Below are 26,415 nucleotides of genomic sequence, written 5' to 3'. Positions count from 1 at the left end.
AATGGAAACAAAGGTTTCGGTTCCTCAATATGCGCTGCGCGGTTTTCGCCTGTGGGGGTTCCGTAATATGGCGCACTGTCTGGATTTTTTGTTCGACGGCGGCAAGATGAAGCAGGGCACCCTGGTGGCGATGAATGCGGAAAAGCTGCTGGCGGCCGAGCAGGATGCCGAGTTACGCGCCTTGCTGGACGGCGCGGAGTATAAGTACGCCGACGGTATCAGCATGGTGCGGGCAATGCGCCGCAAGTTTCCCGGCGCCGAGGTTTCACGCGTGGCGGGGGCCGATCTGTGGGAGGCGCTGATGCAGCGTGCCGGTCAGCAAGGCACGCCGGTGTTCTTGATTGGCGGCAAGCCGGCGATACTGGCGGAAACGGCAGACAAACTGCGCCGCCAATGGCAGGTGAATATCGTCGGCACGCAGGACGGTTACTTTAAGCCGGAGCAGCGTGACGCGCTGTTTGCGCGTATTCACGCCAGCGGGGCGGCGATCGTCACCGTGGCGATGGGATCGCCGAAGCAGGAAATCCTGATGCGTGACTGCCGAGCAGTACATCCACAGGCGCTGTATATGGGCGTGGGTGGCACTTACGACGTCTTTACCGGTCACGTCAAGCGCGCTCCCAAGGTTTGGCAGAACATGGGACTGGAGTGGCTGTATCGGCTGCTTAGCCAACCGAGCCGCATCCGCCGGCAGATCAAACTGCTGAGATTCGTCGCTTACTATTACGGCGGCAAATTGTAACGCCGTTGCCGGGGCGGCTTATGCTGCTCCGGCCTTCAATAGTGTTTAAATATCCTGCTTTTTGCATAAATACCCAGCATATCTATAACTTGCCGTTACTATTTTCCCTCTGCTTATTTCATAACATTTTAAATTGCGGTTTGCTTATAGCGGCAAAATACGGAACGATCGCGCCCCACGGCCTTAAACCACGGGTCTGGCACCATTTTGGCCGCAGCTGGCCGGTTAAAACTATAACGACAGACGCAAACACGGCAAAAGAGTAACGACAGAGGAATTATGGCAAGCAAAGAAAAACCGCAGGGGCTACAGCGTGGGCTGGAAGCCCGACACATCGAACTGATTGCGCTGGGTGGCACCATTGGCGTCGGCCTGTTCATGGGATCGGCCAGTACCTTGAAATGGGCGGGGCCTTCGGTGCTGCTGGCTTACATCATTGCCGGGCTGTTTGTGTTCTTTATCATGCGTTCGATGGGCGAGATGCTGTTCCTGGAGCCGGTAGCCGGTTCGTTCGCGGTATACGCACATAAGTACATGAGCCCCTACTTTGGCTATCTGACCGCCTGGGGATACTGGTTTATGTGGATCGCGGTCGGCATTTCGGAAATTACCGCTATCGGCGTCTACGTACAGTTCTGGTTCCCGGAAATACCGCAATGGCTGCCGGCGTTGATTGCCGTGGCGATGGTGGCATTGGCCAACCTGGCGGCGGTGCGTTTGTACGGTGAGTTGGAGTTCTGGTTCGCCATGATCAAGGTCACTACCATTATCGTGATGATCCTGGTGGGGCTGGGGGTGATTTTCTTTGGTTTCGGCAACGGCGGCCAACCGATTGGTTTTGCCAACCTGACGGCGCACGGCGGCTTCTTTGCCGGTGGCTGGAAGGGGTTCCTGTTTGCACTGTGTATCGTGGTCGCTTCTTATCAGGGCGTGGAACTGGTGGGCATTACCGCCGGTGAGGCCAAAAATCCACAGGTGACGTTAAAGCGCGCGATCAACAACATCCTGTGGCGCATCCTGATTTTTTACGTCGGGGCGATTTTCGTGATCGTTACCATCTTCCCATGGAACGGCATCGGCACCGCTGGCAGCCCGTTCGTGCTGACCTTTGCCAAAATCGGCATTGTGGCCGCCGCCGGCATTATCAACTTCGTGGTACTGACCGCCGCGCTGTCCGGCTGTAACAGCGGCATGTACAGCGGCGGGCGCATGCTGTACGCGTTGGCCAACAATCGCCAACTGCCGGCGGTGCTGACCCGACTCTCCGCCAGCGGCGTGCCGGTCTACTGTATCGCCGTGACCATTGCCTGCCTGTTGCTGGGGTCGGCGTTGAACTACCTGATTCCAAACCCGCAACAGGTGTTCGTCTATGTCTACAGCGCCAGCGTGCTGCCGGGCATGGTGCCATGGTTCGTGGTGCTGATAAGCCAGCTTTACTTCCGTCGTGCGCATCAGGAGGCGATCAAGACCCACGCCTTCAAGTCGATCATGTTCCCGTACATAAACTATCTGACCATTGCTTTCCTGCTTTGCGTGCTGGTTGGCATGGGAATCAATCCGGATACGCGTATTTCACTGCTGGTCGGAACGATTTTCCTGGCGCTGGTCAGTCTGTGTTACGTTGTTTTCGGCATGCACAAGAAACAGCATCAGGCTGAAATTCGGCCAGAAAAGCAGCAATAAGCGATGGAAACAGGCTACGGACAGCCCTTTCCTGCGTTGGACTGCGCAAAGCGTAATCAAACACAACATTTCTGCGAAAAAGCACTAGACAGGATTGGGATAAAACCGTAGTATCCCCACCCGCAACGGCGCTACGCGCCCGTAGCTCAGCTGGATAGAGCGCTGCCCTCCGGAGGCAGAGGTCTCAGGTTCGAATCCTGTCGGGCGCGCCATTAAGTTTGTGCGCAAGAGCTGCGGTGGTATCATTACCGCGTGAAGTAGTAAAGAAATGGTGGCTATAGCTCAGTTGGTAGAGCCCTGGATTGTGATTCCAGTTGTCGTGGGTTCGAGTCCCATTAGCCACCCCACTTTACCCAAGGGGTAAAGAAAGAGTAAAAGCGATTTTGTGACAGTGCGAAGGTGGCGGAATTGGTAGACGCGCTAGCTTCAGGTGTTAGTGTTCTTACGGACGTGAGGGTTCAAGTCCCTCTCTTCGCACCACACAAAATGTCTGATAAATTTTAATATTTACATAGACATAAGCTTTGAAATTGCGTAGTATCAGCAACACAGAATCGGCGAGTAGCGCAGCTTGGTAGCGCAACTGGTTTGGGACCAGTGGGTCGGAGGTTCGAATCCTCTCTCGCCGACCACTTTCAAAGAAACCCGCTTTTAAGCGGGTTTTTTTACGCCCGGATTTTATAAGAGGATGAAGACAAAACTGTCGGGAACAGTTTTGAACAACGCCTCGGCGTTGGCCCGCAGGGAAGAGCGCAGGACGCGCGAAATAGCCTCCGAAGGAGGTTTGAGCCGAGCGCAGCGAGACCACGTTGCTTTAGCAACGGCCCGTAGGGCAAGCATCGCAGATGCGCGTAATCCTCTCTCGCCAACCATCATTCGAAAAACCTGCTTTTTAAAGCAGGTTTTTTTCGTCTGTAGTTTATCTTGAACCAAGCCCGGTAGCGGCGTTGGCCGTTGGGTCACTGCGGTAGACCGACAGCGCCAATCAATACCGCCATCGCCAACATCAGTAATGCTACGCACCAGATAGCCAGCAGTGAATGGCCGAAATACCAAGATCCGCACCGAACATCATTCCCGGCGGCAAGGTGAACACGCCAAGCAACAGGTAGAGGGACGCGTTGCCGGCATGCCTGATTGGTCACCTCATGCCGCTGGTGGAGCCGCGTATGGTGCGCACCATCGCTTTGATACGGCGCCAGGAGGCGGTGTTATCCCATTGCGAACAGGCATTGTGGTCGTTGCTCGGCGAGCAACTGCAGCAGTTACAGCGCAGCTGGTTGCAACAGCAGGTGATACAGCCGTCGGATGTCGGTAATCTGCGACAGCCGACGGGATGATTGTCGCCAGTAAGAGACATATAACCTACTGAAAATTAAGGTATAAAATAACTTTACCTTAAGTCGTCGTTTTTAGGCGACAGTTGGCATCGGCGGCGAAACGGCGGGGTAGGCGGGTCAAACGCCGGCGGAAACGGAAGGGAAGAATAAAATCCTTTTCCATTCAAACGATTAATGGCGATTTTATCGGCTTGGCGGAGCAATAATGCGAAGTTGGCACGCCAAGTGCAATACCTATAGCGTAGATGCTCATTCCACCTCTTATGTTCGCCACATGGCCTCATAAACCCTGGGAATGACGCAGAGCCGATTTAGGGTGCCTATTGCCCACCAGAACGATGAATACATCGCTTGCGATGCGGACATCACACTGCGGGCATAACGTTGAGTGAGGCACCACCCCTGTTGTCCAAGACCTGATTGCTTCTTTATACACTTGTCGTTACGGCAAGTGTTTTTTTTTCTGCATCCTTCACGCCGCCTGTTTATTGGCTACGTCTCTCACGTATCACGATGGTAAATGATTCGCAGCCCCAGACCACGGCGAAAAAAAAGCGTGACCAGAGGTCACGCCTTGTGAATCAACCGTTGTGGCTTACTCGCCGTTCTGCTTGAGCGTGAGCATCAGCCCTTCGCGGCGCATCTGGGCGGCTTCTTCCGAGCGGTGGAGTTTCTCCAGCACGTCTGCCAGCCAGGCGTAATCGTAAGCGTCCGGCCGTTGCTTCAGCGCTTCGCGGAACGCGTCGCTGGCCTGCTGCCATTCGCCATGCTTTATCAACAGCTGACCCAGGGTGCTGTTCAGCAGCGGCGTTGCACCATGTTGTTTGATCTGCTGACGCAGCGCCTTTTCCAACTGTTGCGCATTACCAGACTTGATGCGTGGGATCAGCAGCACCAAACGCTCGTCATACTGACGCTTCAGGCTATCGATGACGATCTCCTGCGCCATGTCATGATCGTTGCATTCGATCAGGTGTTCCACCATCGCTATCTGCAACGGCACCTCGTGGCGGGTCTTGCGGCTTTGGTCTTTCCACCAACGCTTCAGGCCTTCGCTGCCTTCATCCGCCATCGCCTGATTCATCAGGCCGATATAAGCCTGTTGCTGCAACGCCTGCAATTGTTCTTCGCTATGCAGATTGATTTTGCTCATCGACGGCAGTATTTCCAGCAGTGACGCATAGCCGCCGGTACGCAGGTAGGCCTGCTCCGCCAGCCGCAGCACTTCCGGATGACGCGGCGCCTGGTTCAGCAGGCGATCGACGCCGTGGCGTGCGGCATGCGCTTCGCCCTGCGCCAGCTGAATACGCACCCGCGTGATGTCTACCGGCAGTTGGTCGGTATCCGCCGCTTCGGCCGCGCGCTCCAGGTATTGGTTGGTACGGAAATCGTCACCGCGTTGCTGCGCCGCTTCGGCCGCCAGCAGGTAGTTTACTACCGGCTGTTCTGCATGATCGGCATTGCGCGTCAGCAGTTTTTCAACCTGTTTGTAATCTCCCTCTGCCAGTTTGATCAACGCGGCTTTGGTTTGCTTGCGTGCACGGCTGCGCTTACGACCAAGGAACCAGCCGCGGGTGCGCGCGCCGGTACGGAAAATGCGCCGCAGGATCCATTCGATGACCAACAGCACCACGAACAGCAAAATCCCCATGATCGCCAGGCCGGTGACGCTGGTTTCAATATTGTAATTATCGGTCTGGATCAGCACGTAGCCTTGATGGCCGGCCAGCATCGGCCCCACCACCACGCTGGCGATCAACACCAGGAACAGGAATAACACGCGTAACATGGCTTATCCCTCCTGGTGAGTGGCAGCACCTTGCGCCAACAGATTACGTACCCGGCTCTGCATCAGTTTTTCCAGCAGCGGCTGGCTCTTCAGCTGTTGTGGTACGTCCATGGACACCGGTTGCTGACTCAGCGCGTCCAGCTCTTCAAGGAAGGCCTTGGTCGCCGGGTCGGTGGTGTCGAAGTAGGCGCGAACCCAGGTGGAGATGGTTTCCAGCGACTGTTTATAGGTTTCGTTCTGATGGCGCGGCACCGCCTGGGCGGCCACCAGCAGGCGTGAACGGATATTTTCACGCAGGTAGATATCCTGGTTGGGTGCCAGCAGTGGCTCGGCGCTGGTATCACGGCGGCGAATGGTAATAAAGTCGGCCATAAAGTTATGCCAGCTTTTGCTCAGATTTTGCCGCCATTCGCTCAATGAGCTGGACAGCTCGGTGCTGTCTTCATCCATCGGCGCTTCGTCACTGTCGTTATCCGCCAGGCGCAGGTTATCCACCTGATTGGACAACTGATTGACCTTCAGAATAATGCCGTCGAAATCCACCTGTGAAACGGTAGACAGCGTGCTGACGTCTTCAGTGATGGCGCGCCGCACCTCGAGCAGGCTGGGATCGTTCATGTCTGCCAGGCTGGCGTCGGCGCTCTTTAGCAGCGCGGCGGCGGTGGTGATGTCCTGATCGCTCCACAGTTTGCGGCCGGCCATTTTCACCAGGAAGTCGGCCTGCGCCAACAGCCAGGTTTTGGCGTCGCTACCTGAAATGGTCGCGACTTTTTCCTGTAATTCGGTCAACTGGCGCGCCAGCGAGTTTTGTTCGCGGTCGGCAGCATCAAGGGTTTTTCCCTGCTGCTGCAACAGACCTTCCAACGCGTTTTTTTCCTGCTGCTGGCTCTGTTTGAGTGCGCTCAGCTGTTGTTGCAGGGTCTGGTTGGCGGCGATCAGCGCCTGTGCCTGCTGGTGCGTATGGTAATAACCGCCGGCGCCCAGCGCGATTACCAGCACGATGGCGATAGCACCAAGCAGTGGGCCGCTATTTTTGCCCTTGCGGCTATCAGCCTCTGGCTGCTGGGGGCTCTCAACCGCACGGGCTGGCTCTTCAACCGGGGCGGATGGGGTATTTTGTTCCGTCATAGTGGCACATCCCATAGTCAGGTTTATTGTTGTCTTCTGTGTTGCTTCAAGCCGCATCCATGCGGCCGCGATGCTACTCGAACTGTTTAGGCTACAGCGCGCGAATCAACGCGTCATTATCGGCATTCTCGGCGACCCGAATGGTGCTCCAGCCCAGATCCCGGGCCTGGGTCGCCAGGCGTTCGCTCACTACTATCAGCCGGCAGCGCAGTAGCCACGACGCGCGATAGTAATCAGGAACCAGATTATAGAGCTGTTGTAACATTTCGCCGCTGGTGACGACCAGCGTATCAACCCCGGCGCGTTGCCAGTGAGCGCTTTGCTCGGCGCCGTCATAATGCACCGGGCTGCGTTGATAACATTCATAATAGCTGACGTTGGCGCCGCGTTCGCGCAATGTATCGCCCAACAGTTCACGGCCGCCATTGCCGCGCAGAATCATCGCCTGCTTGCCGTCGAGCTTTTGCAAGGCCGGTAATAATAGCAGCGTTTCGCTGATCTGGCGCTCTTGCGGGAATTCTACCGGCAGGCTGGTAATGCGGTGCAAGGCCAGCGCGGTGTTACGACCAATGGCGTAATAGCGTGGTTTGGTCGGCCAAGGCAACCCGGCACGCCCCATCACCGAATTGGCGTAGTTCACCGAGTGCTGCGACAGCACAAAGACCAGGTCGCCCTCGCGCTGTTGCTGCAACGCCTGCGGCAGAATCGGCAGATCGCCACCGGGGGCGAAGTCAATCAGCGGCGCATGATAGGCAACCCGTCCGAGTACGCGCAGGCGGCTCACCAACTGTTCGCCAAACGGGGAAGGGCGGGTTACCAGGATCGTCATGCCGGGGGATTCCCTTGATAAACGTCACGCAGAATATCGCGGGCGCCCTTGGCCAGCAGTTCTTCCGCCAGCTCGATGCCCATGTGTTCGGCCTGTGCCGCCGGGCCACGGCGTTCGCCGCGCACCATCAGACTGCCGTCCGGCGCGCCGACCAGTGCGCGTAGCCACAGCGTATCGCCGTCCAGCTCGGCATAGCTGCCGATTGGCACCTGGCACCCGCCTTCCAGCCGGGTGTTCATGGCGCGTTCCGCCCGCACTCGGGTGGCGGTGAGTTCATGATTCAACGGGGCCAGCAGGGCGCGGGTCACCGCGTCGTCAAGCCGGCATTCAATGCCTACCGCACCCTGACCGACCGCCGGCAGGGATTCTTCCGGGCTCATCGGGCTGCGAATGCGCTGCTCAAGGCCCAGGCGCTTCAGCCCGGCCACCGCCAGAATGATGGCGTCATAATCGCCGTTATCCAGTTTGGCCAGGCGGGTGCCGACGTTGCCGCGCAGATCGCGCACCAGCAGATCGGGGCGACGCTGGCGCAACTGGCATTGGCGGCGCAGGCTGGATGTGCCGACCACGCTGCCCTGCGGCAGTTGATCGAGGGAAGCGAAACGGTTTGATACAAATGCATCGCGCGGATCGTCGCGCTCACAAATGGTCACCAGGCCGAGCCCGGCGGGAAACTCCACCGGCACGTCTTTCATCGAGTGCACGGCGATGTCGGCTCTGCCTTCCAGCAGCGCCAGCTCAAGCTCTTTGACAAACAGACCCTTACCGCCGACCTTCGCCAGTGGCGTATCCAGAATGATGTCGCCGCGCGTGACCATCGGCACCAGCTCGACCTGCAAATCAGGATGACTTGCCATCAGGCGCTGTTGCACATAATGTGCTTGCCAGAGCGCGAGTGGGCTTTGTCGGGTGGCAATTCGAATAATTTTGTCTAACATGCTTGTTACCGTTTTAATATTTCGCCGTCCATCCTACCACCGAGGATGAAAACTGTCAGTGTAAGAAGCCACAGGCGAAGAAAGGACAACGGAATCAAAGGGAGGTGGATGAAATTTAGGGGCAGTTGACACTGCGGGTAATCGTTTAGAAAAGCGCTACAATAAGTGTGTCGCGTTAGCTTCTTTACGGTCAATCAGCAAGGTGTTAAATTGATCACGTTTCCAGCAATAAGTTGTCAAATATTCTTCTAAACCTAACGACGCTTATGGAATACGGGTTTTTTTCCAAGCACCGGGATAATCAGGCGAGACGTCTTGTACCTCTACATCGAGACACTGAAACAAAGACTGGATGCGATCAACCAACTACGTGTCGATCGTGCCCTGGCGGCAATGAAACCTGCTTTTCAACGGGTCTACGGTCTGCTGCCTACTTTATTGCATCACCATCACCCACTGATGCCGGGCTACCTGAATGGTAACGTTCCCCACGGCATCTGTCTGTATACGCCCGACGAAAGCCAACAGCATTATCTCAACGATCTAGAAGACAAATGGGGCAGCCCGTTTGCCAAGCCTGTCAGCGGTGAACTGCCGATCACCGGCGTATATTCGATGGGCAGCACTTCATCGATCGGCCAGAGTTGCAGCTCGGATCTCGACATCTGGGTATGCCACCAGTCCTGGCTCGATAATGAAGAGCGTAACCGGCTCCAGCAAAAATGCAGCCTGCTGGAGAAGTGGGCGGCATCGATGGGCGTGGAAGTCAGCTTCTTCCTGATTGATGAAAACAGATTCCGCCATAATGAAAGCGGCAACCTGGGCGGCGAAGACTGCGGTTCTACCCAGCATATCCTGTTGCTCGACGAATTCTATCGCACCGCGGTGCGCCTGGCCGGCAAGCGTATTCTATGGAATATGGTGCCGTGCGAAGAAGAAGCCCATTACGATGAATACGTTTTGTCGCTGTATGCCCAGGGGGCATTAACGCCGAACGAATGGCTGGATCTGGGCGGCCTGAGCACCCTGTCGGCGGAAGAATACTTTGGCGCCAGCCTGTGGCAACTGTATAAAAGCATCGACTCGCCGTACAAGGCGGTGTTGAAAACGCTGTTGCTGGAAGCCTACTCCTGGGAATATCCCAATACGCAACTGCTGGCAACGCATATCAAGCAGCGGCTGCATCAAGGTGAAATCGTCTGTTTCGGCCTTGACTCCTATTGCATGATGCTGGAACGCGTTACGCATTATCTCACGCAAATCAACGATACCACCCGCCTCGATCTGGTACGCCGCTGTTTCTATCTCAAAGTCTGTGAAAAGCTGTCGCAGGCCAAAACCAGCGTCGGTTGGCGGCGTGAAATACTCGGCCAGCTGGTCAGCGAATGGGGCTGGGATGACGCCCGTCTGGAAATGCTGGATAACCGCGCCAACTGGAAGATCGAACGGGTGCGTGAAGCACACAACGAACTGCTTGATGCGATGATGCAGAGCTATCGCAATCTGATTCGTTTCGCGCGTCGCAACAACCTGAGCGTCAGCGCCAGCCCGCAGGATATCGGCGTGCTGACTCGCAAGCTGTATGCCGCGTTTGAAGCGCTGCCGGGCAAGGTGACGCTGGTTAACCCGCAGATTTCTCCGGACCTGTCGGAAAGCGATTTGACCTTTATTCATGTGCCGATTGGCCGTGCCAACCGCACCGGTTGGTACCTGTACAATCAGGCGCCGGCCATGGATTCGATCGTCAGCCATCAGCCATTGGAATATAACCGCTACCTGAACAAGCTGGTGGCCTGGGCGTACTTCAATGGCTTACTGACTTCCCGCACCCGACTGCATATCAAAAGCGGCAATCTCTGTGACACCGCCAAGCTGCAGGAACTGGTGGCCGACGTCTCGCACAGCTTCCCGCTGCGCCTGCCGGCACCGACGCCAAAGGCGCTGTACAGCCCGTGCGAAATTCGCCATTTGGCGATTATCGTCAATCTGGAAAACGATCCGACCGCCGCGTTCCGCAATCAGGTGGTGCACTTCGATTTCCGCAAGCTTGACGTATTCAGCTTTGGCCAGCAGCAGCAATGTCTGGTGGGCAGTATCGATCTGCTGTACCGCAATTCATGGAACGAGGTGCGTACGCTGCATTTCAGCGGTGAGCAGTCGGTGCTGGAGGCGTTGAAAACCATTCTGGGTAAAATGCATCAGGATGCGGCGCCGCCGGAATCGGTGGAGGTGTTCTGTTACAGCCAGCATTTGCGTGGCCTGATCCGCACCCGTATTCAGCAGTTGGTAACCGAATGCATCGAGCTGCGGCTTTCCAGCACCCGCCTGGAGCCAGGGCGCTTCAAGGCGGTGCGGGTTGCCGGTCAGACCTGGGGGCTGTTCTTCGAACGGTTAAGCGTATCGGTGCAAAAACTGGAAAACGCGGTGGAATTTTATGGCGCGATTTCCAACAACAAGCTGCACGGCCTGTCGATCAAGGTTGAAACCGATCAGGTGCATCTGCCGCCGGTGGTCGATGGCTTCGCCAGCGAAGGCATCATCCAGTTCTTCTTCGAAGACACCACCGATGATAAAGGCTTCAACATCTATATTCTGGATGAGTCGAATCGGGTTGAGGTCTACCACCACTGTGAAGGCAGCAAAGAGGAGTTGGTGCGTGACGTTAGCCGCTTCTATTCGTCCTCACACGATCGCTTTACCTACGGTTCCAGCTTTATCAACTTCAACCTGCCGCAGTTCTATCAGATCGTGCAGATCGATGACCGCACGCAGGTGATCCCTTTCCGCAGCAGCACCCTGTCGAGCCTGTGCATCACGGTGCCCGATGGCAGTGCGCCGCAGCCGCTAAAACAGCAGTACCAACTGCATTGACTCCGAGGGAACAGGGCAGCATTTACGCCACCCTGTTCCCCACGGCCAGTGCAATTAGGCGAAGCGCACCGACTCCCCGGCCTGCGTGCTGGCGGCTTCGTTCAGCAACGCATAAAACGACTGGCCGCTGCGATCGCAGATCCAGTCGCCGTCGCGGTAGTTAAAGTGATAACCGCCGGCCTTGGTCGCCAGCCAGACCTGGTGCAACGGCTCCTGGCGGTTGATGACGATTTTGGTGCCGTTTTCGAAACTTAGCGTCATCACGCCGCCGTTGGTTTCGTAATCGATGTCGGCATCGCCATCGAAATCATCCAGCGTCTCTTCGATATTAAGCATCAGTTGGTCAGCCAACTGGTGAAACTCACTGTCGTTCATATTCAATTCCTATTGCTTTTCATGATCCATCTACCGATTATAGAGAGCTTGGATGCATGGATTACAGGCATTAATGCAAATGAAAAAACAACTACGCTATGCGCTGCTGGCAGTGACGCTCGCCGGGCTTTCCGGTTGCGGTCTGAAAGGGCCGCTGTACTTCCCACCGGCCGATCCGGCAACGCAAAAACCGGCCACGCCGCCGGTGACGACTGGCGATCACGTACAGAAGAACCAGCAGGATCTTTCTGGTTCACAGCAAAAACCGTCGATGAGCGCAGAGTAACGCGATGCGCGGTGCCGGGCGCTAGCACACAGTGTATACCCAAAAGAAGGCAAGTTGCAGCGCGGCGGTGGCGCGGTGGCAAATCGGTCGCAGACCGGCGTGAGCAAGGCTGGCGCTGGCCATGTGGCCAGGGAGCGTAGGCTAGCGGCAAGGCGGCTTGCAGTATGATGGGCAGAGCGCGTCCAGATAGCGGAGTATGATATGCAGTTCTCCAAAATGCACGGTCTGGGCAACGACTTTATGATGGTCGATGCCGTAACACAGAATGTCTATTTCTCACCTGAGCTGATCCGCCGGCTGGCCGATCGGCATTTAGGCATCGGTTTTGACCAGCTACTGGTGGTGGAACCGCCATACGATCCGGAGCTCGATTTCCACTACCGCATTTTTAATGCCGACGGCAGTGAAGTGGCGCAGTGCGGCAACGGTGCGCGCTGTTTTGCCCGCTTCGTGCGTCTCAAGGGGCTGACCAACAAACGCGATATTCGCGTCAGCACCCAAACCGGCCGCATGGTATTGAGCGTGACCGACGACGATCTGGTGTGCGTCAACATGGGCGAACCGAATTTTGATCCCCAGACGGTGCCGTTTCGCGCCGCCAAGGCGGAAAAAACCTACATCATGCGCGCTGCAGAACACACGGTGTTGGCCGGCGTGGTATCGATGGGCAATCCACATTGTGTTTTGCAGGTAGATGATGTAAAAACCGCCAAAGTAGAATTGCTTGGCCCGGTGCTGGAAAGCCACGAACGTTTTCCTGAGCGCGCCAATATCGGTTTCATGCAGGTGGTCAGTCGCGATCGCATCAAGCTGCGCGTTTACGAGCGCGGTGCCGGTGAAACGCAGGCCTGCGGCAGCGGCGCTTGTGCCGCCGTGGCAGTAGGGATTCAACAGGAATTGCTGTCAGAAGAGGTACATGTAGAACTGCCGGGTGGCAGCCTGCATATACGTTGGAAAGGGCCGGGTACGCCGCTGTTTATGACCGGTCCGGCAACCCATGTTTATGACGGATTTATTCATTTATGAAAAGCGTTGAGGACCAGGCCGTCGAGGCCATTGAGCTTGATGACGACGCCGTAATGCAGTACCTGCGGCAAAATCCCGATTTCTTTATCCGCAATGCGCGGCAGGTGGAGCAGATGCGCGTGCCGCATCCGGTGCGCGGTACCGTGTCGCTGGTGGAATGGCACCTGGCGCGTCAGCGTAACCACATCAATCGGCTGGAAGAAGAAATCACCCTACTGATGGAGCAGGCCAGCGCCAATGAAACCCTGTTTGGCAGTCTGTTGCATCTGCAGGCCAATCTGGCGACCGCCGACAGTCTGCAAGACCTGCTCAACCGTCTGCAACGCTGGGCGCGCGGCTTCGGTCTGGCTGGGGCCAATATCCGCCTGTTCAACGACAGCTGGAACATCGGTGCGCCGTCGGACTTCACCCACCTGGGCCTGTCGCGTTCGGCGTTTGAACCGCTGCGTATCCAGCGCCTGGGGGATGAACATCATTTTCTTGGCAGCCTGAACGGCCCTGAGCTGCTGCTGCTGTTGCCACAGGCCAAGCAGGTGGGTTCGGTGGCCCTGTCGCTACTGGGCGCCAACGGCGATCTGGGCATGGTGATATTCAGCAGTCGCGATACGCAGCATTATCAAGCCGGCATGGGCACCGTGATGCTCAATCAGCTGGCGCGCATGTTGCCGGAACTACTGGAACGCTGGATCGAACGCGCATGACTCCGCCGCTAGCGGCCAGCCTGCAACCGCCGGTTGACGCTTTTCTGCGTTATCTCAAGGTCGAACGTCAGCTCAGTCCGCTGACGCAAATCAGCTACTCTCGCCAGTTACAGGCGCTAATGGCGCTGGCAGCCGAACTGGGCGTCAGCGAATGGCGTCAGTTGGACGCCGCTACCGTACGTCAACTGGCGGCGCGCAGCAAACGCGCCGGCCTGCAATCTTCCAGTCTGGCGTTACGGCTTTCCGCGCTGCGCAGCTTCCTCGACTGGCTGGTCAGCCAGGGGCAGATAGTCGCCAACCCGGCCAAGGGCATCCGCACGCCGCGTAGCGGCCGTCATTTACCCAAAAACATCGACGTTGATGAAATGGGCCAACTGTTGGAGATCGATCTAAACGATCCGCTGGCGGTGCGCGATCGCGCCATGTTGGAAGTGATGTACGGCGCCGGGCTGCGTCTGTCCGAACTGGTCGGGCTGGATTGTCGCCACGTCGATATGGCCGCCGGCGAAGTCTGGGTAATGGGTAAGGGGAGCAAAGAGCGCAAACTGCCGATTGGCCGCACGGCGGTGACCTGGCTGGGACACTGGCTGGCGCTGCGTGAGCTGTTCGCTCCGGGCGACGATGCCATGTTTCTGTCCAATCAGGGCAAGCGTATTTCACCGCGCAACGTGCAAAAGCGCTTTGCCGAGTGGGGCGTCAAGCAGGGCGTCAGCAGCCATATTCATCCGCACAAGCTGCGCCACTCGTTTGCCACCCATATGCTGGAGTCGAGCGGCGATCTGCGCGCGGTGCAGGAATTGCTGGGCCATGCCAACCTGACCACCACCCAAATCTATACCCACCTCGACTTTCAACATCTGGCCAACGTGTATGATGCGGCACATCCACGCGCCAAACGGGGGAAATCCTGATGCATTTTTACCGCCCGCTGCGCCAGTTGGCGGCGTTGACCTTCGATCTGGACGATACCTTATACGATAATCGCCCGGTGATTAAGCAGACCGAGCAGCAATCGGTGGCCTTTTTGCAGGACTATCACCCGGGATTGAGCCACTTCCAGTCGGCGGATTTTCACCGTCTGCGCATGGAACTGCGCGAGCAGGATCCGGAAATTTACCACGACGTTACTCAATGGCGCTGGCGTGCGATCCATCTGGCGCTGACCCGGCAGGGGCTACGCGATGCCGAAGCCGCACTGGGCGCCGACGCGGCAATGCAGAACTTCGCGTTGTGGCGTAGCCGCATCGACGTACCGGCATCGACCCACCAGACGCTGCAAGCGCTCGCTGAACGCTATCCGTTGGTGGCTATCACCAATGGCAATGCCGATCCGGCGCTGTGCGGGCTGGACGGTTACTTTAGCTTCGTGCTGCGCTCCGGGCCGGATGGCCGCGCCAAGCCCTATCAGGATATGTACCATCTGGCTGCTGAACGGCTGAAGGTTGCGCCAGCGGCAATTTTGCACGTCGGTGATGACCTGACCACCGACGTTGCCGGTGCGCTGCGCTCGGGCTTGCAGGCCTGCTGGATCAACGATCGGCAGCGCAACCTGATGCAGGCGGCTGACAGTCGCCTATTGCCACATATTGAGATTTCGCAGTTGGCATCGCTGACAGCATTGTTATAATCCCTGCCAGAACTCTGTATAAATTCCCAGTGGAAACCGGCGTAACGCCGGCTATCCCTTACCAATTAATGGTGCCTATGGACGTTTCCGATCTGCTCAACAGCATGAATGATAAACAACGCGAAGCCGTGGCGGCGCCACGCAGCAACCTGTTGGTGCTGGCAGGCGCGGGCAGCGGAAAAACCCGGGTGCTGGTACATCGCATTGCCTGGCTGCTATCGGTAGAGAACTGTTCGCCGTATTCGATCATGGCCGTGACCTTCACCAATAAGGCGGCGGCGGAAATGCGCCACCGTATCGAGCAGCTGATTGGCACCAGCCAGGGCGGTATGTGGATTGGCACCTTCCACGGCCTGGCGCACCGCTTGCTGCGCGCCCACCACATGGACGCCAATCTGCCGCAGGATTTCCAGATACTCGACAGCGAAGACCAGCTACGCCTGCTCAAACGCATCGTGCGCGCGCTGAATATCGACGAAAAACAGTGGCCGCCGCGTCAGGCGATGTGGTACATCAACGGCAAGAAAGACGACGGCCTGCGGCCACAGCACATTGAAAGCTACGGCAATCCGGTGGAAGCGACCTGGCTGCGCATCTATCAGGCCTATCAGGAAGCCTGCGATCGCGCCGGGCTGGTGGATTTTGCCGAACTGCTGCTGCGCGCCCATGAACTGTGGCTGAACAAGCCGCACATTCTCAACCATTACCGCGAGCGCTTCACCAATATTCTGGTGGACGAATTCCAGGATACCAACCGCATCCAGTACGCCTGGATCCGCCTGCTGGCGGGCGATCGCGCCAATGTGATGATCGTTGGCGACGACGATCAGTCAATCTATGGCTGGCGCGGTGCGCAGGTAGAGAACATCCAGCGCTTCCTGAAGGATTTCCCCGGTGCCGAAACCGTCCGTCTGGAGCAGAATTACCGTTCCACCAGCAATATCCTCAAGGCTGCCAACACGCTGATCGCCAACAACGACGGACGCATGGGGAAAAACCTGTGGACCGACGGCGCCGAGGGCGAGCCGATTTCCCTCTACTGCGCGTTCAACGAGCTGGACGAAGCGCGCTTTGTGGTCAACCGCATCAAGAGCTGGCAGGACAACGGCGGGGCGCTGAACGACTGCGCAATTCTCTACCGCAGCAACGCCCAATCGCGCGTGCTGGAAGAAGCGCTGTTGCAGACCGCCATGCCGTACCGCATTTACGGCGGCATGCGCTTCTTCGAACGCCAGGAAATCAAGGATGCGCTGGCCTATCTGCGGCTGATTGCCAATCGCAATGACGACGCGGCGTTTGAACGGGTGGTGAACACCCCGACGCGCGGCATCGGTGACCGCACGCTGGACGTGGTGCGCCAAACGGCGCGCGATCGGCAGATGACGCTGTGGCAGGCCACCCGGGCGCTATTGCAGGACAAGGTGCTGGCTGGCCGTGCCGCGTCTGCCCTGCAGCGTTTTAGCGAACTGGTGGACGCGCTGGCGCATGAAACTGCCGATATGCCGCTGCACGTGCAGACCGATAGGGTGATCCGCGATTCGGGCCTGTTTATCATGTACGAGCAGGAAAAGGGCGAAAAAGGCCAGGCGCGCATTGAAAACCTTGAGGAACTGGTGACGGCGACGCGCCAGTTCAGCTACCAGGACGAAGACCAGGATCTGATGCCGTTGCAGGCGTTTCTGTCGCATGCGGCGCTGGAAGCCGGCGAAGGGCAGGCCGATGCGTATCAGGACGCGGTGCAATTGATGACGCTGCACTCGGCCAAAGGGCTGGAGTTCAAACAGGTATTTATCGTTGGCGTCGAAGAAGGCATGTTCCCGAGTCAGATGTCGCTGGACGAAGGTGGACGGCTGGAGGAAGAGCGTCGCCTGGCCTATGTTGGCCTGACGCGGGCGATGGAAAAGCTGACGCTGACCTACGCCGAAACCCGCCGTCTGTACGGCAAAGAGGTGTATCACCGCCCGTCGCGTTTTATCGGCGAGATCCCGGAGGAGTGCATCGAAGAAGTTCGCCTGCGCGCCAGCGTATCGCGCCCGGTCAGCCATCGACGGATCGGCACGCCGATCGCTGAAAACGACACCGGCTACAAACTGGGTCAGCGCGTGCGTCATCCCAAATTTGGCGAAGGCACCATCGTCAACCTGGAAGGCAGCGGCGAACACAGCCGCTTGCAGATCGCCTTCCAGGGCGAAGGCATCAAATGGCTGGTGGCGGCCTACGCCAAGCTGGAAACCGACTGACGGTCGGCGGCCGCGACGGCGTCAGCGTGTGTAGTGCTCACCCAGTTGCGCGCTGGCGTACCAACGCATTAGCTCATCCACGCCGTCGCCGCCTTCGGGCGGCGCCCATGGCATACAGTCCGCCTCCGACAGCGGTTGATACGGCCCCTGTTTGACTTCAAAAATCACGCCGCCCGCGTCGAGAGACAGCACCGCATGCCAGGTGCCGGCAGGCATTTCCAATACTCTGTTTTCGCCGCTCAGCAGCGTGCGCTGGGTCACCGTGCCGCCGTTATCGAACTGTAGCACCACGAAGCGACCGCGCAACGGCATCAGCAGTTCCCAGGTATGCGGGTGGCGGTGCGGGCGGATATAGGTGCCCGGCTCCATGGCGATGGCCAGCCGCTGTACCGGATCGGCTAACGCGTCATGCAACGTGCGGTGGCTGCGCAGGCGCGGCAATTGCGCCGCCTGTTCGCTCATGGCATTCAAATCAGCAACGGTAATCAGTTTCATCGGTTCAATCCGCAGGCAAAATGTGGCGCTGATTTTAGCAATTTCCCTCGCCGCGGCCAGCGATAAGCGCCGCTTTCCCGCCGGCGTTTATCTGCGGTTGAACCACAGTTTTCACCGCCCTGTCATCGCGGTGAATTGTTGCGCGATTATCCTGTCTAACGTGTTGACAGGCTTTTTCTTCTCGGCGTAACATGCGCGCACGATTAATAATGAGGACATTCGCCTTGGACACACCCAGTAGATACTGGCTCATTGACCTGGATTTCAACAGGTACAACTTCTAAGGCTATCCCATTCTGCTGATGGCCTTCGTGGTTGTCGGCGACCCCCTTTGTGTGTCGCTCTGAGTCAGATCTGTACATGGTCTGAAACGAGCGGGCCATTATCCCCCTCGGTTTCTGTGCTTCAACGCGTTGTCTGCCCCCCATCATAAGGGAGTTTTGGCACATGCTAAGCGCTTTCAAATTAGATAACAGCCGCTTATCCCGTCTGGAACTGGATGACGCCGAAGACCTGACCACCTCGCTGTGGGTGGATTTGGTCGAACCGGAAGAAGGCGAGCGCGACCGCGTGCAGAATGAGCTGGGCCAGAGCCTGGCGACCCGGCCGGAGCTGGATGACATCGAAGCCTCTGCGCGTTTCTTCGAAGACGAAGATGGTTTGCACATTCACTCCTTCTTCTATTTCGAGGATGCCGAAGACCATGCCGGCAACTCCACCGTGGCCTTCACCATCCGCGACGGCCGTTTATATACCCTGCGCGAACGGGAACTGCCGGCGTTTCGGCTGTACCGCATGCGCGCTCGCAACCAGATGATGGTTGACGGCAACGCTTACGAGCTGCTGCTGGATCTGTTTGAAACCAAAATCGAACAGTTGGCAGACGAGATCGAAAACATCTACAGCGATCTGGAAAAGCTTAGCCGGGTGATCATGGAAGGTCATCAGGGTGATGAATATGATGCAGCGCTGTCGACGCTGGCAGAGCTGGAAGACATCGGTTGGAAAGTGCGCCTGTGTCTGATGGATACCCAGCGCGCGCTGAACTTCCTGGTGCGCAAGGCGCGGTTGCCAACCGGCCAGCTGGAGCAGGCGCGTGAAGTGCTGCGCGATATCGAATCCTTGCTGCCGCACAACGAATCGCTGTTCCAGAAGGTCAACTTCCTGATGCAGGCGGCGATGGGCTTTATCAATATCGAACAGAACCGCATTATCAAGATTTTCTCGGTAGTCTCGGTGGTATTCCTGCCGCCAACGCTGGTGGCGTCCAGCTACGGCATGAACTTCGAATTTATGCCGGAACTGAAGTGGTCGTTTGGCTATCCGGGGGCGATTGGCCTGATGATCCTGGCCGGTCTGGCCCCGTATCTGTACTTCAAACGCAGGAACTGGCTGTAACCGTAACGCCAACCGGTCGCCCCGCGGTGGCGCGCACACCTTTCGATGGCGCCTCCGCTCGGGGGCTGCCCGCTTGATGCCGGCGGCAAAGCGTTGTCAGTGATTTGCGATTGTTCGCCTGCTAAGATAGTTGCCTGCGTACTGATTTAAGGCATACGTTTTCATGGCGAGGTTCCCCGCTGTAGTGCAATGGCTGATCCTGCTGCTGGCGTCGCTGGCGCTGGGCTTTGGCCTGCAAACATTTCATATTCCCGCCGCTTTATTACTGGGCCCGATGATCGTCGGCGTAGCGATGGGGTTGCTTGGTGCCTCAGTGCGCATTCCCGCGCCGCTATTTATCGCCGCTCAGGCGGTGTTGGGCTGCATGATTGCGCAAAGCCTCTCGCCCGCCATTCTCACGCCGCTGTTTGCCGACTGGCCGCTGGTACTGCTGGTGTTGATCGCCACGCTGCTGGCCAGCGGCGTTTCCGGTTGGTGTCTGGTGCGTTTCAGCGATTTGCCCGGTTCGACCGGCGCCTGGGGCGCGTCACCCGGCGGGGCGTCGGCAATGGTGGCGATGGCCGGCGATTTTGGCGCCGACGTACGGCTGGTGGCGTTTATGCAATACCTGCGGGTGCTGTTTGTCGCCACCGCGGCGGCGGCGGTGGCGCGCATCGGGCTGGGGGATGACGCCGGACAGGGCAGTGCAACGCTGGTCTGGTTTCCGCCGCTCGACTGGCGTTTCATCGCAACGCTGGCGGTAGCGGCCGGCGGTGCCTGGCTGGGGCCGCGCCTGCGTATTCCTTCCGGCGCGCTGCTGTTGCCGATGATGGTTGGCGCAACGCTGCACTCGAGCGGCGTGATGGCGTTGCAGATCCCCGAATGGCTGCTGGCTCTGGCCTATACCCTGATTGGCTGGAGCGTCGGTTTGCGTTTTACCCGGCCGATCTTTTTACTGGCGTTGCGCACGTTGCCGCAAATGGTGGTGTCGATTGTGGCATTGATGCTGTTTTGCGGCCTGCTAGCGTGGATGCTGACCTGGTTCCTGCCGGTGGATATCATGACCGCCTATCTTGCCACCAGCCCGGGAGGGTTGGACACGGTGGCGATTATTGCGGCGGGTAGCCGGGTGGATATGTCTTTCGTGATGGCGATGCAGACGTTGCGGTTGTTTACCATTCTGCTGACCGGCCCGGCGATGGCGCGGTTTATCTCCAACCGCGCCGCGCCGGCATCAACGTAACCGGCGTTGGGTATACAGGGCGTCGAGGATGAACAGCAGCAGCGCCGCCCAGATAAAGCCGAAGGTCACCAGTTTGTCCTGGCCGATGGTTTCGTCGTAGAAGGTCACCGCCAGCAGGAACATCAACGTTGGACCGAGGTATTGAAAGAAACCCAGCGTCGACAGCCGTAGCCGGGTCGCGGCGGCGGTGAAGAACAGCAACGGCACGGTGGTGATGATGCCAGCCGCGACCAGCAGCAGGTTCAGCGACCAGGGATTGGCAGTGAGGTGGCTGGTTGCACTGTCGGCGATAACGAACAGATACACCGCCGCGACCGGCAGCAGCCACAGGGTTTCGATCAGCATGCCGGTTTGCGCGTCGATGGCGATTTTCTTGCGCAGCAGGCCGTAGAACGCAAAGCTGAACGCCAGCCCCAGTCCGATAATCGGTAGCGAACCAAACTGCCAGAGCTGCACCAGCACACCGGTAAACGCCAGCGCCACCGCAACCCATTGCATACGGCGGAAACGCTCGCCAAGAAACAGCATGCCCAGCAGCACGTTGACCAGCGGGTTGATAAAGTAGCCGAGGCTGGCTTCCAGCATATGATGGTTATTCACCGCCCAGATATACAACAGCCAGTTGCCGCCGATCAGCACCGCGGTCAGCGCCAGCAACAGCAGGCGTTTGCGGTTTTGGCAGGCGGCGCGCACCTTCTTCCAGTTATGGCCGAGCGAAATCAACCCCAGCATAAAGAAGAACGACCAGATCACCCGATGGGTCAGGATCTCGTCGGCCGGCACCTGCTGGATCAGTTTGAAATACACCGGGGCGATGCCCCAAATAAAATAGGCGGCCAGAGCAAAGAAGATGCCCTGCCGCGTCTGTTGTGCGTCCATGACGTTACTCTGAAGGTAAAACCGAAGATGTGGTGAGTGTACTGAAGTCACTCACCAGGCACAATCATCCCACCAGATACGTGGCGGTGGCGCTGGCGATATGCAGGCCGTCGTGGTTGTGCAGTTCGACGCGGGCTACCGCCACCTTATTGCCGCTGCGCAATACCGTGGCGGAGGCGACGAAATGCTCACCGCGGCCAGGACGCAGATAGTCCACCCGCAGGTCGATGGTGCCCATGCGCGCCAGACGTGCGGCCAGCTCTTGTTCTATCAGCGGATCCTGTCGCATCAGCACGCTGCCGACGCAGGCCAGTCCGGCGGCGACGTCGAGCACCGAGGCGATCACCCCGCCGTGCAGGATACGCTGGGCGGCGTTGCCCACCAGTTTGGCCTGATTGGTGAAGGTCAGCTCCACGCAGTCATCGTCAAAACGCCGCAGTTCCAACCCCAGTTCGCGGTTGAACGGCATGTGATAAACAAAGATTTCGCCGATCTTCTGGCGGGCGGCTTCCAGGGTAAGAGGTGTGGTCGACATGGCATTGATTCTTCTTGTTGGTTTGACGGTATAAGCTACTGGTCAGTCCAGGTTAATGGTTTGTTGATTTTATGCTTAACCTTTGTTGCTTTCCAGACTAATCCAATAAAAGCATTCCGCACTGCTGTAAAGCGCGCTTTGTGTGTAAAATGGCCTGTTTTTTCTTTCAGGGTATGTTTTTATTTTGCTGGAGTGATGAAGTTATGCGCATTCTGTCAGGGGTTATTTTGGCGATGCTGTTGGCGCCGACGCTGGTGCAGGCCGAAGAAGCCAAAGAACAAGAAATACATGATAAACCGGCAGTACGCGGCAGCATTATCGCCAACATGCTGCAATCACACGATAATCCGTTCACGCTGTATCCATACGATACCAACTATGTGTTGTACACCGATACCAGCGATCTCAACAAAGAAGCCATCGAAACCTACAACTGGTCGGATAAAGCGCGCAAGGACGAGGTGAAGTTCCAGCTCAGCCTGGCGTTCCCGCTGTGGCGCGGCATTGCCGGTGAAAACTCGGTGCTCGGTGCGTCCTATACTCAGCGCTCGTGGTGGCAGTTATCCAACAGCGGCCAGTCTTCGCCGTTCCGTGAAACCAACTACGAACCGCAGGTGTTCCTTGGCTGGGCGACCGATTACAGCTTCGCCGGCTGGACGCTGCGCGACGTGGAAATCGGCCTCAACCATCAGTCCAACGGCCGTTCGGAGCCCACCTCCCGCAGTTGGAACCGCGCCTATGCGCGCCTGATGGCGCAAAACGGCAACTGGCAGGTGGACGTTAAACCGTGGCTGCGCTTTTCGGAAAGCGCCAGCAGCGACGATAACCCGGACATCACCAAGTACATGGGCTATTACCGCCTGAAGGTGGGTTATGCCTGGGGTGACAGCGTGTTCAGCGTTGACGGCCATTATAACTGGAACAGCGGTTTCGGCGGCGCGGAACTGGGCTGGAGTTACCCGATTACCAAGCACGTGCGCTTCTACACCCAGGTGTTCAGCGGTTACGGCGAATCGCTGATCGACTACAACTTCCGGCAGACACGGGTTGGCGTTGGTGTCATGCTTAACGATATTATGTAATCTGGCAGTCATAAAAGCGGTGCGTTGATGCGCCGCTGCGATAAAAATGGGGAAGTGTGTGTCTACCGCAGCAGTGATAAACAGAGAGTTGCTGGCAGAACAGGTGTTACGTGACACCTTCGGCTATCAGCAATTCCGTCCGGGACAACAAACGATTATCAATGCGGCTATCAACGGGCAGGACTGCCTGGTGGTGATGCCGACCGGCGGCGGTAAATCGTTATGCTACCAAATCCCGGCGCTGGTGATGGACGGGCTGACGCTGGTGGTTTCCCCGTTGATTTCGTTGATGAAGGATCAGGTCGACCAATTGCTGGCCTATGGGGTGTCTGCGGCCTGCTACAACTCTACCCAGACGCGCGAGCAGCAGCTTGAGGTGATGGCCGGTTGCCGCCGCGGCGATGTGAAGCTGCTGTATATCGCCCCCGAACGGCTGATGATGGACAGCTTCCTCGACCTGCTCGACCATTGCCAACCGGCACTGCTGGCGGTGGACGAAGCGCACTGCATTTCGCAGTGGGGGCACGATTTCCGCCCGGAATACCGGGCGCTTGGCCAGTTGAAGCAGCGCTTCCCCACGATGCCGGTTATTGCCCTGACCGCCACCGCCGACGAGGCGACACGCGGCGACATTACCCGCCTGCTGGCGCTGCACGATCCGTTGGTGCAGGTCAGCAGCTTCGACCGACCGAACATCCGCTACACGCTGGTGGAGAAGTTCAAGCCGCTCGACCAGCTTTGGCGCTTTGTGCAGGATCAGCGCGGCAAAAGCGGCATCATTTATTGCAACAGCCGCGCCAAGGTGGAAGACACCACCGCGCGCCTGCAAAGCCGCGGTCTGAGCGTTGCGGCATACCATGCCGGGCTGGACAACGAGCGCCGTGCCCAGGTGCAAGAGGCGTTCCAGCGTGATGATTTGCAGGTGGTGGTAGCCACCGTCGCCTTTGGCATGGGGATCAACAAGCCCAACGTGCGCTTTGTGGTGCATTTTGACATTCCTCGCAACATCGAATCCTATTATCAGGAAACCGGCCGCGCCGGGCGCGACGGCTTACCGGCGGAAGCCATTCTGTTATACGACCCGGCCGATATGGCCTGGTTGCGTCGCTGTCTGGAGGAAAAACCGGCCGGCCAGCAACTGGACATTGAACGGCATAAGCTGAACGCAATGAGCGCGTTTGCCGAGGCGCAAACCTGTCGTCGTCTGGTGTTGTTGAACTACTTTGGCGAAGGCAAGCAGCAGGCCTGCGGTAACTGCGATATTTGTCTCGATCCACCAAAACGCTACGACGGACTGGAGGATGCGCGCAAGGCGCTATCAGCGATTGGCCGCGTTGGACAGCGGTTCGGCATCGGCTACGTGGTCGAAGTACTGCGTGGTTCCAACAACCAGCGCATTCGCGAGTTCGGCCACGACAAATTGCCGGTGTACGGCATTGGCCGCGATCACACTACCGAACACTGGACCAGCGTACTGCGCCAACTGATTCATCTGGGCTTCATTACGCAAAATATTGCCCTGCACTCGGCGCTACAGCTCACCGAAGCCGCGCGCCCGGTGCTGCGCGGTGAAGTGCCGTTGCAACTGGCAGTGCCACGAATTCAGAGCCTGAAGCCGCGCAGCGGCGGCAGTCAGAAAACCTACGGCGGCAACTACGATCGCAAACTGTTTGCCAAATTGCGCAAGCTGCGCAAATCTATTGCCGACGAAGAAAACATTCCGCCCTACGTGGTGTTCAACGATACCACGCTGCTGGAAATGGCCGAGCAGATGCCGACCAAGGCCAGTGAACTGCTCAGCGTCAACGGAGTAGGGCAACGCAAACTGGAGCGCTTTGGTTCGCCGTTTATGGCGATGATCCGCGACCATCTCGATAATGACGACGACTAGGAATCACTGAAAATGCTGATGCTGTTTCTGACGGTGGCGCTGGTGCACCTGATTGCGCTGATGAGTCCGGGGCCGGATTTCTTTTTTGTCTCCCAGACTGCGGCCAGCCGCTCCCGTCGCGAAGCGATGATGGGGGTGCTCGGTATTTCGCTGGGCATTGTGGTCTGGGCCGGCGTGGCGCTGATGGGGCTGCACCTGATCCTGCAGAAAATGGCCTGGCTGCATCAGGTCATCATGGTCGGCGGCGGGATTTACCTGTGCTGGATGGGCTGGCAACTGCTGCGCTCTGCCCGCGCGCAAAACGCCGGGCCAACGGCCAGCAGCGAGGTTCAGGTGGCGTTACCAAAACCTGGCCGCAGCTTTATCCGCGGCCTGCTGACCAACCTGTCCAACCCGAAGGCGGTGATTTACTTCGGCAGCGTGTTCTCGCTGTTTGTCGGCGACGACGTCGGCGCTGGCGCGCGCTGGGGGCTGTTCCTGCTGATTGTGGCTGAAACCTTTGTCTGGTTCAGTCTGGTCGCCGTGGTGTTTGCGCTGCCGGCGATGCGCCGTGGCTATCAGCGACTGGCGAAATGGATCGACGGGCTGGCGGGGGTGTTGTTCACCGGATTTGGCTTGCACCTGATCTTTACCCGCTAGGCCGTGTTATCGGGCGGGGCGTGCGGGCTTTGGCGCCGCGGCCACTCGCCTGTTTGTCACCTTGTCAGACCTTTCTGGCGGTCGCCAGCAGTCCCGCCACCAGAATGAACAGCGAGCCAAAGATGCGGTTGAGCAACTGCATCTGGCGCGGCGTCTTCAGCCAGCGGGCGATACGCGTGGCCAGCGTGGCATAGCCGATCATGACCAGGATATCCACCACCACGGTGGTGACGCCGAGCACCAGGTACTGCTCGGCCTGCGGCTGATTGGGCAGGATAAACTGCGGGAACAGCGCGGCCAGAAACACGATGCTCTTCGGGTTGGTCAGGTTGACCAGCACCGCGCGGCGGAACAAACGACGGCGCGGCATGCTGCCGGCCAGCGTATGCAGATCCAGCGCACCGGCGGCGCGCCACTGCTGGATGCCGAGCCATACCAGATAAGCGGCGCCAAGCCATTTCAACATTTCGAACGCCAGTAGTGACTGTGAAATCAGCGCGCCGAGCCCGATGCCGACCAGCACAATGTGGATGCTCAGCCCGAGCTGCAACCCGGCAATGGAAGCCGCTGCGCCGCGATAACCGTGACTGATGCCGGTGCTCATGGTGTTGATGGCACCCGAACCGGGGGACAAACTGAGGATAATCGTGGTGACCAGATAGGTCAGCCACCAGTCTACGGTCATTGCGAAACTCCCTC

The 26,415-nt window shown here is 58.0% G+C and carries 26 protein-coding genes, 4 tRNA genes and 1 other RNA gene; 22 read left to right on the top strand and 9 right to left on the bottom strand.

Annotated features, from left to right (window positions below; translation table 11 throughout):
- Position 1 precedes the first annotated feature (1 nt).
- From wecG to AC2AXP_RS12985, 8 genes are all read left to right on the top strand, one after another.
- Positions 2-742 carry a lipopolysaccharide N-acetylmannosaminouronosyltransferase gene (gene wecG, locus AC2AXP_RS13020; protein WP_004957341.1) on the top strand — a complete coding sequence of 247 codons (741 nt, stop codon included), beginning with the start codon at positions 2-4 and terminating at the stop codon, positions 740-742.
- A 279-nt stretch (positions 743-1,021) separates the two neighbouring features.
- Positions 1,022-2,425, top strand: a complete 1,404-nt coding sequence (thrP, locus tag AC2AXP_RS13015) for a bifunctional threonine/serine APC transporter ThrP (protein ID WP_004957344.1) — start codon at positions 1,022-1,024, stop codon at positions 2,423-2,425.
- A 135-nt stretch (positions 2,426-2,560) separates the two neighbouring features.
- Positions 2,561-2,637, top strand: a tRNA-Arg gene (locus AC2AXP_RS13010).
- A gap of 59 nt (positions 2,638-2,696) precedes the next feature.
- Positions 2,697-2,772: transfer RNA gene (locus AC2AXP_RS13005), tRNA-His, on the top strand.
- Between the two features lie 46 nt (positions 2,773-2,818).
- Positions 2,819-2,905 (top strand) — tRNA-Leu (locus AC2AXP_RS13000).
- A gap of 75 nt (positions 2,906-2,980) precedes the next feature.
- Positions 2,981-3,057 (top strand) — tRNA-Pro (locus AC2AXP_RS12995).
- A 113-nt stretch (positions 3,058-3,170) separates the two neighbouring features.
- Positions 3,171-3,300, top strand: a non-coding RNA gene (locus AC2AXP_RS12990) — RtT sRNA.
- 294 nt (positions 3,301-3,594) lie between these two features.
- Positions 3,595-3,765 carry a hypothetical protein gene (locus AC2AXP_RS12985; protein ID WP_198773604.1) on the top strand — a complete coding sequence of 57 codons (171 nt, stop codon included), beginning with the start codon at positions 3,595-3,597 and terminating at the stop codon, positions 3,763-3,765.
- A gap of 595 nt (positions 3,766-4,360) precedes the next feature.
- Here AC2AXP_RS12985 and hemY read toward each other — a convergent pair.
- The 4 genes from hemY to hemC form a co-directional block, all read right to left on the bottom strand.
- Positions 4,361-5,554, bottom strand: a complete 1,194-nt coding sequence (gene hemY / locus AC2AXP_RS12980) for a protoheme IX biogenesis protein HemY (RefSeq protein ID WP_004957355.1) — start codon at positions 5,552-5,554, stop codon at positions 4,361-4,363.
- Between the two features lie 3 nt (positions 5,555-5,557).
- Complete coding sequence (hemX, locus tag AC2AXP_RS12975; RefSeq protein ID WP_039991525.1) at positions 5,558-6,682, bottom strand: uroporphyrinogen-III C-methyltransferase; 1,125 nt, start codon at positions 6,680-6,682, stop codon at positions 5,558-5,560.
- 91 nt (positions 6,683-6,773) lie between these two features.
- On the bottom strand, positions 6,774-7,511 hold the full coding sequence (gene hemD, locus AC2AXP_RS12970; RefSeq protein WP_004957359.1) for a uroporphyrinogen-III synthase: 738 nt from the start codon (positions 7,509-7,511) through the stop codon (positions 6,774-6,776).
- Positions 7,508-8,449 carry a hydroxymethylbilane synthase gene (gene hemC, locus AC2AXP_RS12965; RefSeq protein WP_004957362.1) on the bottom strand — a complete coding sequence of 314 codons (942 nt, stop codon included), beginning with the start codon at positions 8,447-8,449 and terminating at the stop codon, positions 7,508-7,510. Before hemC ends, hemD begins: the two co-directional genes overlap by 4 nt.
- A 315-nt stretch (positions 8,450-8,764) precedes the next feature.
- On the opposite strand from hemC, the gene AC2AXP_RS12960 reads away from it, so the two are divergent.
- The gene (locus AC2AXP_RS12960) at positions 8,765-11,320 is read left to right on the top strand and encodes a class I adenylate cyclase (RefSeq protein ID WP_004957365.1); all 2,556 of its coding nucleotides are present in this window, start codon (positions 8,765-8,767) and stop codon (positions 11,318-11,320) included.
- A gap of 54 nt (positions 11,321-11,374) precedes the next feature.
- On the opposite strand, the gene cyaY is transcribed toward AC2AXP_RS12960, so the two are convergent.
- Positions 11,375-11,695 (bottom strand): iron donor protein CyaY, encoded by a 321-nt coding sequence (gene cyaY / locus AC2AXP_RS12955; protein ID WP_004957367.1) that lies wholly within the window; start codon positions 11,693-11,695, stop codon positions 11,375-11,377.
- 79 nt (positions 11,696-11,774) lie between these two features.
- Here cyaY and lptM point away from each other — a divergent pair, with 79 nt between their 5' ends.
- From lptM to uvrD, 6 genes are all read left to right on the top strand, one after another.
- Entirely contained in the window at positions 11,775-11,981 is a 207-nt protein-coding gene (gene lptM / locus AC2AXP_RS12950) for an LPS translocon maturation chaperone LptM (protein ID WP_310648681.1), read from the top strand.
- Between the two features lie 201 nt (positions 11,982-12,182).
- On the top strand, positions 12,183-13,007 hold the full coding sequence (dapF, locus tag AC2AXP_RS12945; protein WP_004957382.1) for a diaminopimelate epimerase: 825 nt from the start codon (positions 12,183-12,185) through the stop codon (positions 13,005-13,007).
- Entirely contained in the window at positions 13,004-13,708 is a 705-nt protein-coding gene (locus tag AC2AXP_RS12940) for a DUF484 domain-containing protein (protein ID WP_004957385.1), read from the top strand. The genes dapF and AC2AXP_RS12940 overlap by 4 nt, the downstream gene beginning before the upstream one ends.
- Entirely contained in the window at positions 13,705-14,619 is a 915-nt protein-coding gene (gene xerC / locus AC2AXP_RS12935) for a tyrosine recombinase XerC (RefSeq protein WP_198773606.1), read from the top strand. The genes AC2AXP_RS12940 and xerC overlap by 4 nt, the downstream gene beginning before the upstream one ends.
- The gene (yigB, locus tag AC2AXP_RS12930; RefSeq protein ID WP_004957389.1) at positions 14,619-15,335 is read left to right on the top strand and encodes a 5-amino-6-(5-phospho-D-ribitylamino)uracil phosphatase YigB; all 717 of its coding nucleotides are present in this window, start codon (positions 14,619-14,621) and stop codon (positions 15,333-15,335) included. The genes xerC and yigB overlap by 1 nt, the downstream gene beginning before the upstream one ends.
- Positions 15,336-15,412: 77 nt before the next feature.
- A complete protein-coding gene (gene uvrD / locus AC2AXP_RS12925; RefSeq protein ID WP_198773607.1) occupies positions 15,413-17,575 on the top strand; it encodes a DNA helicase II in 2,163 nt (720 codons plus the stop codon).
- Positions 17,576-17,596: 21 nt separating this feature from the next.
- On the opposite strand, the gene AC2AXP_RS12920 is transcribed toward uvrD, so the two are convergent.
- Positions 17,597-18,070, bottom strand: coding sequence for a WbuC family cupin fold metalloprotein (locus tag AC2AXP_RS12920; protein WP_484381734.1), 474 nt, complete (start codon positions 18,068-18,070; stop codon positions 17,597-17,599).
- 22 nt (positions 18,071-18,092) lie between these two features.
- Between AC2AXP_RS12920 and AC2AXP_RS12915 the strand changes: the two genes are divergently transcribed.
- From AC2AXP_RS12915 to AC2AXP_RS12900, 4 genes are all read left to right on the top strand, one after another.
- Positions 18,093-18,260 carry a hypothetical protein gene (locus tag AC2AXP_RS12915; RefSeq protein WP_156000351.1) on the top strand — a complete coding sequence of 56 codons (168 nt, stop codon included), beginning with the start codon at positions 18,093-18,095 and terminating at the stop codon, positions 18,258-18,260.
- Position 18,261: 1 nt separating this feature from the next.
- A complete protein-coding gene (gene ysgD / locus AC2AXP_RS12910) occupies positions 18,262-18,354 on the top strand; it encodes a YsgD/CorL family protein (RefSeq protein WP_420894630.1) in 93 nt (30 codons plus the stop codon).
- A gap of 163 nt (positions 18,355-18,517) precedes the next feature.
- Positions 18,518-19,468, top strand: a complete 951-nt coding sequence (gene corA, locus AC2AXP_RS12905; RefSeq protein ID WP_004957399.1) for a magnesium/cobalt transporter CorA — start codon at positions 18,518-18,520, stop codon at positions 19,466-19,468.
- A gap of 163 nt (positions 19,469-19,631) precedes the next feature.
- Positions 19,632-20,690: an AbrB family transcriptional regulator gene (locus AC2AXP_RS12900; protein WP_449145502.1), complete on the top strand. Its 1,059-nt coding sequence runs from the start codon at positions 19,632-19,634 to the stop codon at positions 20,688-20,690.
- Here the strand turns inward: AC2AXP_RS12900 and rarD are convergent.
- Together rarD and AC2AXP_RS12890 are read right to left on the bottom strand one after the other, a co-directional pair.
- On the bottom strand, positions 20,682-21,569 hold the full coding sequence (rarD, locus tag AC2AXP_RS12895; RefSeq protein ID WP_004957406.1) for an EamA family transporter RarD: 888 nt from the start codon (positions 21,567-21,569) through the stop codon (positions 20,682-20,684). The genes AC2AXP_RS12900 and rarD overlap by 9 nt on opposite strands.
- 64 nt (positions 21,570-21,633) lie before the next feature.
- Complete coding sequence (locus tag AC2AXP_RS12890) at positions 21,634-22,104, bottom strand: thioesterase family protein (RefSeq protein WP_004957407.1); 471 nt, start codon at positions 22,102-22,104, stop codon at positions 21,634-21,636.
- 203 nt (positions 22,105-22,307) lie between these two features.
- On the opposite strand from AC2AXP_RS12890, the gene pldA reads away from it, so the two are divergent.
- Genes pldA through rhtC form a run of 3 tightly spaced genes read left to right on the top strand, consistent with a single transcriptional unit; the run spans position 22,308 to position 25,716 of the window.
- Positions 22,308-23,186, top strand: a complete 879-nt coding sequence (gene pldA, locus AC2AXP_RS12885) for a phospholipase A (RefSeq protein ID WP_039991531.1) — start codon at positions 22,308-22,310, stop codon at positions 23,184-23,186.
- A gap of 58 nt (positions 23,187-23,244) precedes the next feature.
- Entirely contained in the window at positions 23,245-25,077 is a 1,833-nt protein-coding gene (gene recQ / locus AC2AXP_RS12880; protein ID WP_039991532.1) for an ATP-dependent DNA helicase RecQ, read from the top strand.
- Positions 25,078-25,089: 12 nt separating this feature from the next.
- Positions 25,090-25,716: a threonine export protein RhtC gene (gene rhtC, locus AC2AXP_RS12875; RefSeq protein ID WP_004957413.1), complete on the top strand. Its 627-nt coding sequence runs from the start codon at positions 25,090-25,092 to the stop codon at positions 25,714-25,716.
- A gap of 64 nt (positions 25,717-25,780) precedes the next feature.
- On the opposite strand, the gene rhtB is transcribed toward rhtC, so the two are convergent.
- Complete coding sequence (rhtB, locus tag AC2AXP_RS12870) at positions 25,781-26,401, bottom strand: homoserine/homoserine lactone efflux protein (RefSeq protein WP_004957416.1); 621 nt, start codon at positions 26,399-26,401, stop codon at positions 25,781-25,783.
- Positions 26,402-26,415: the final 14 nt, after the last annotated feature.

The sequence above is a fragment of the Serratia sp. Sp408 genome (assembly GCF_057180665.1).
Note: the sequence above shows the minus strand (reverse complement) of the source record. Positions and strands in the feature narration are given on the sequence as shown.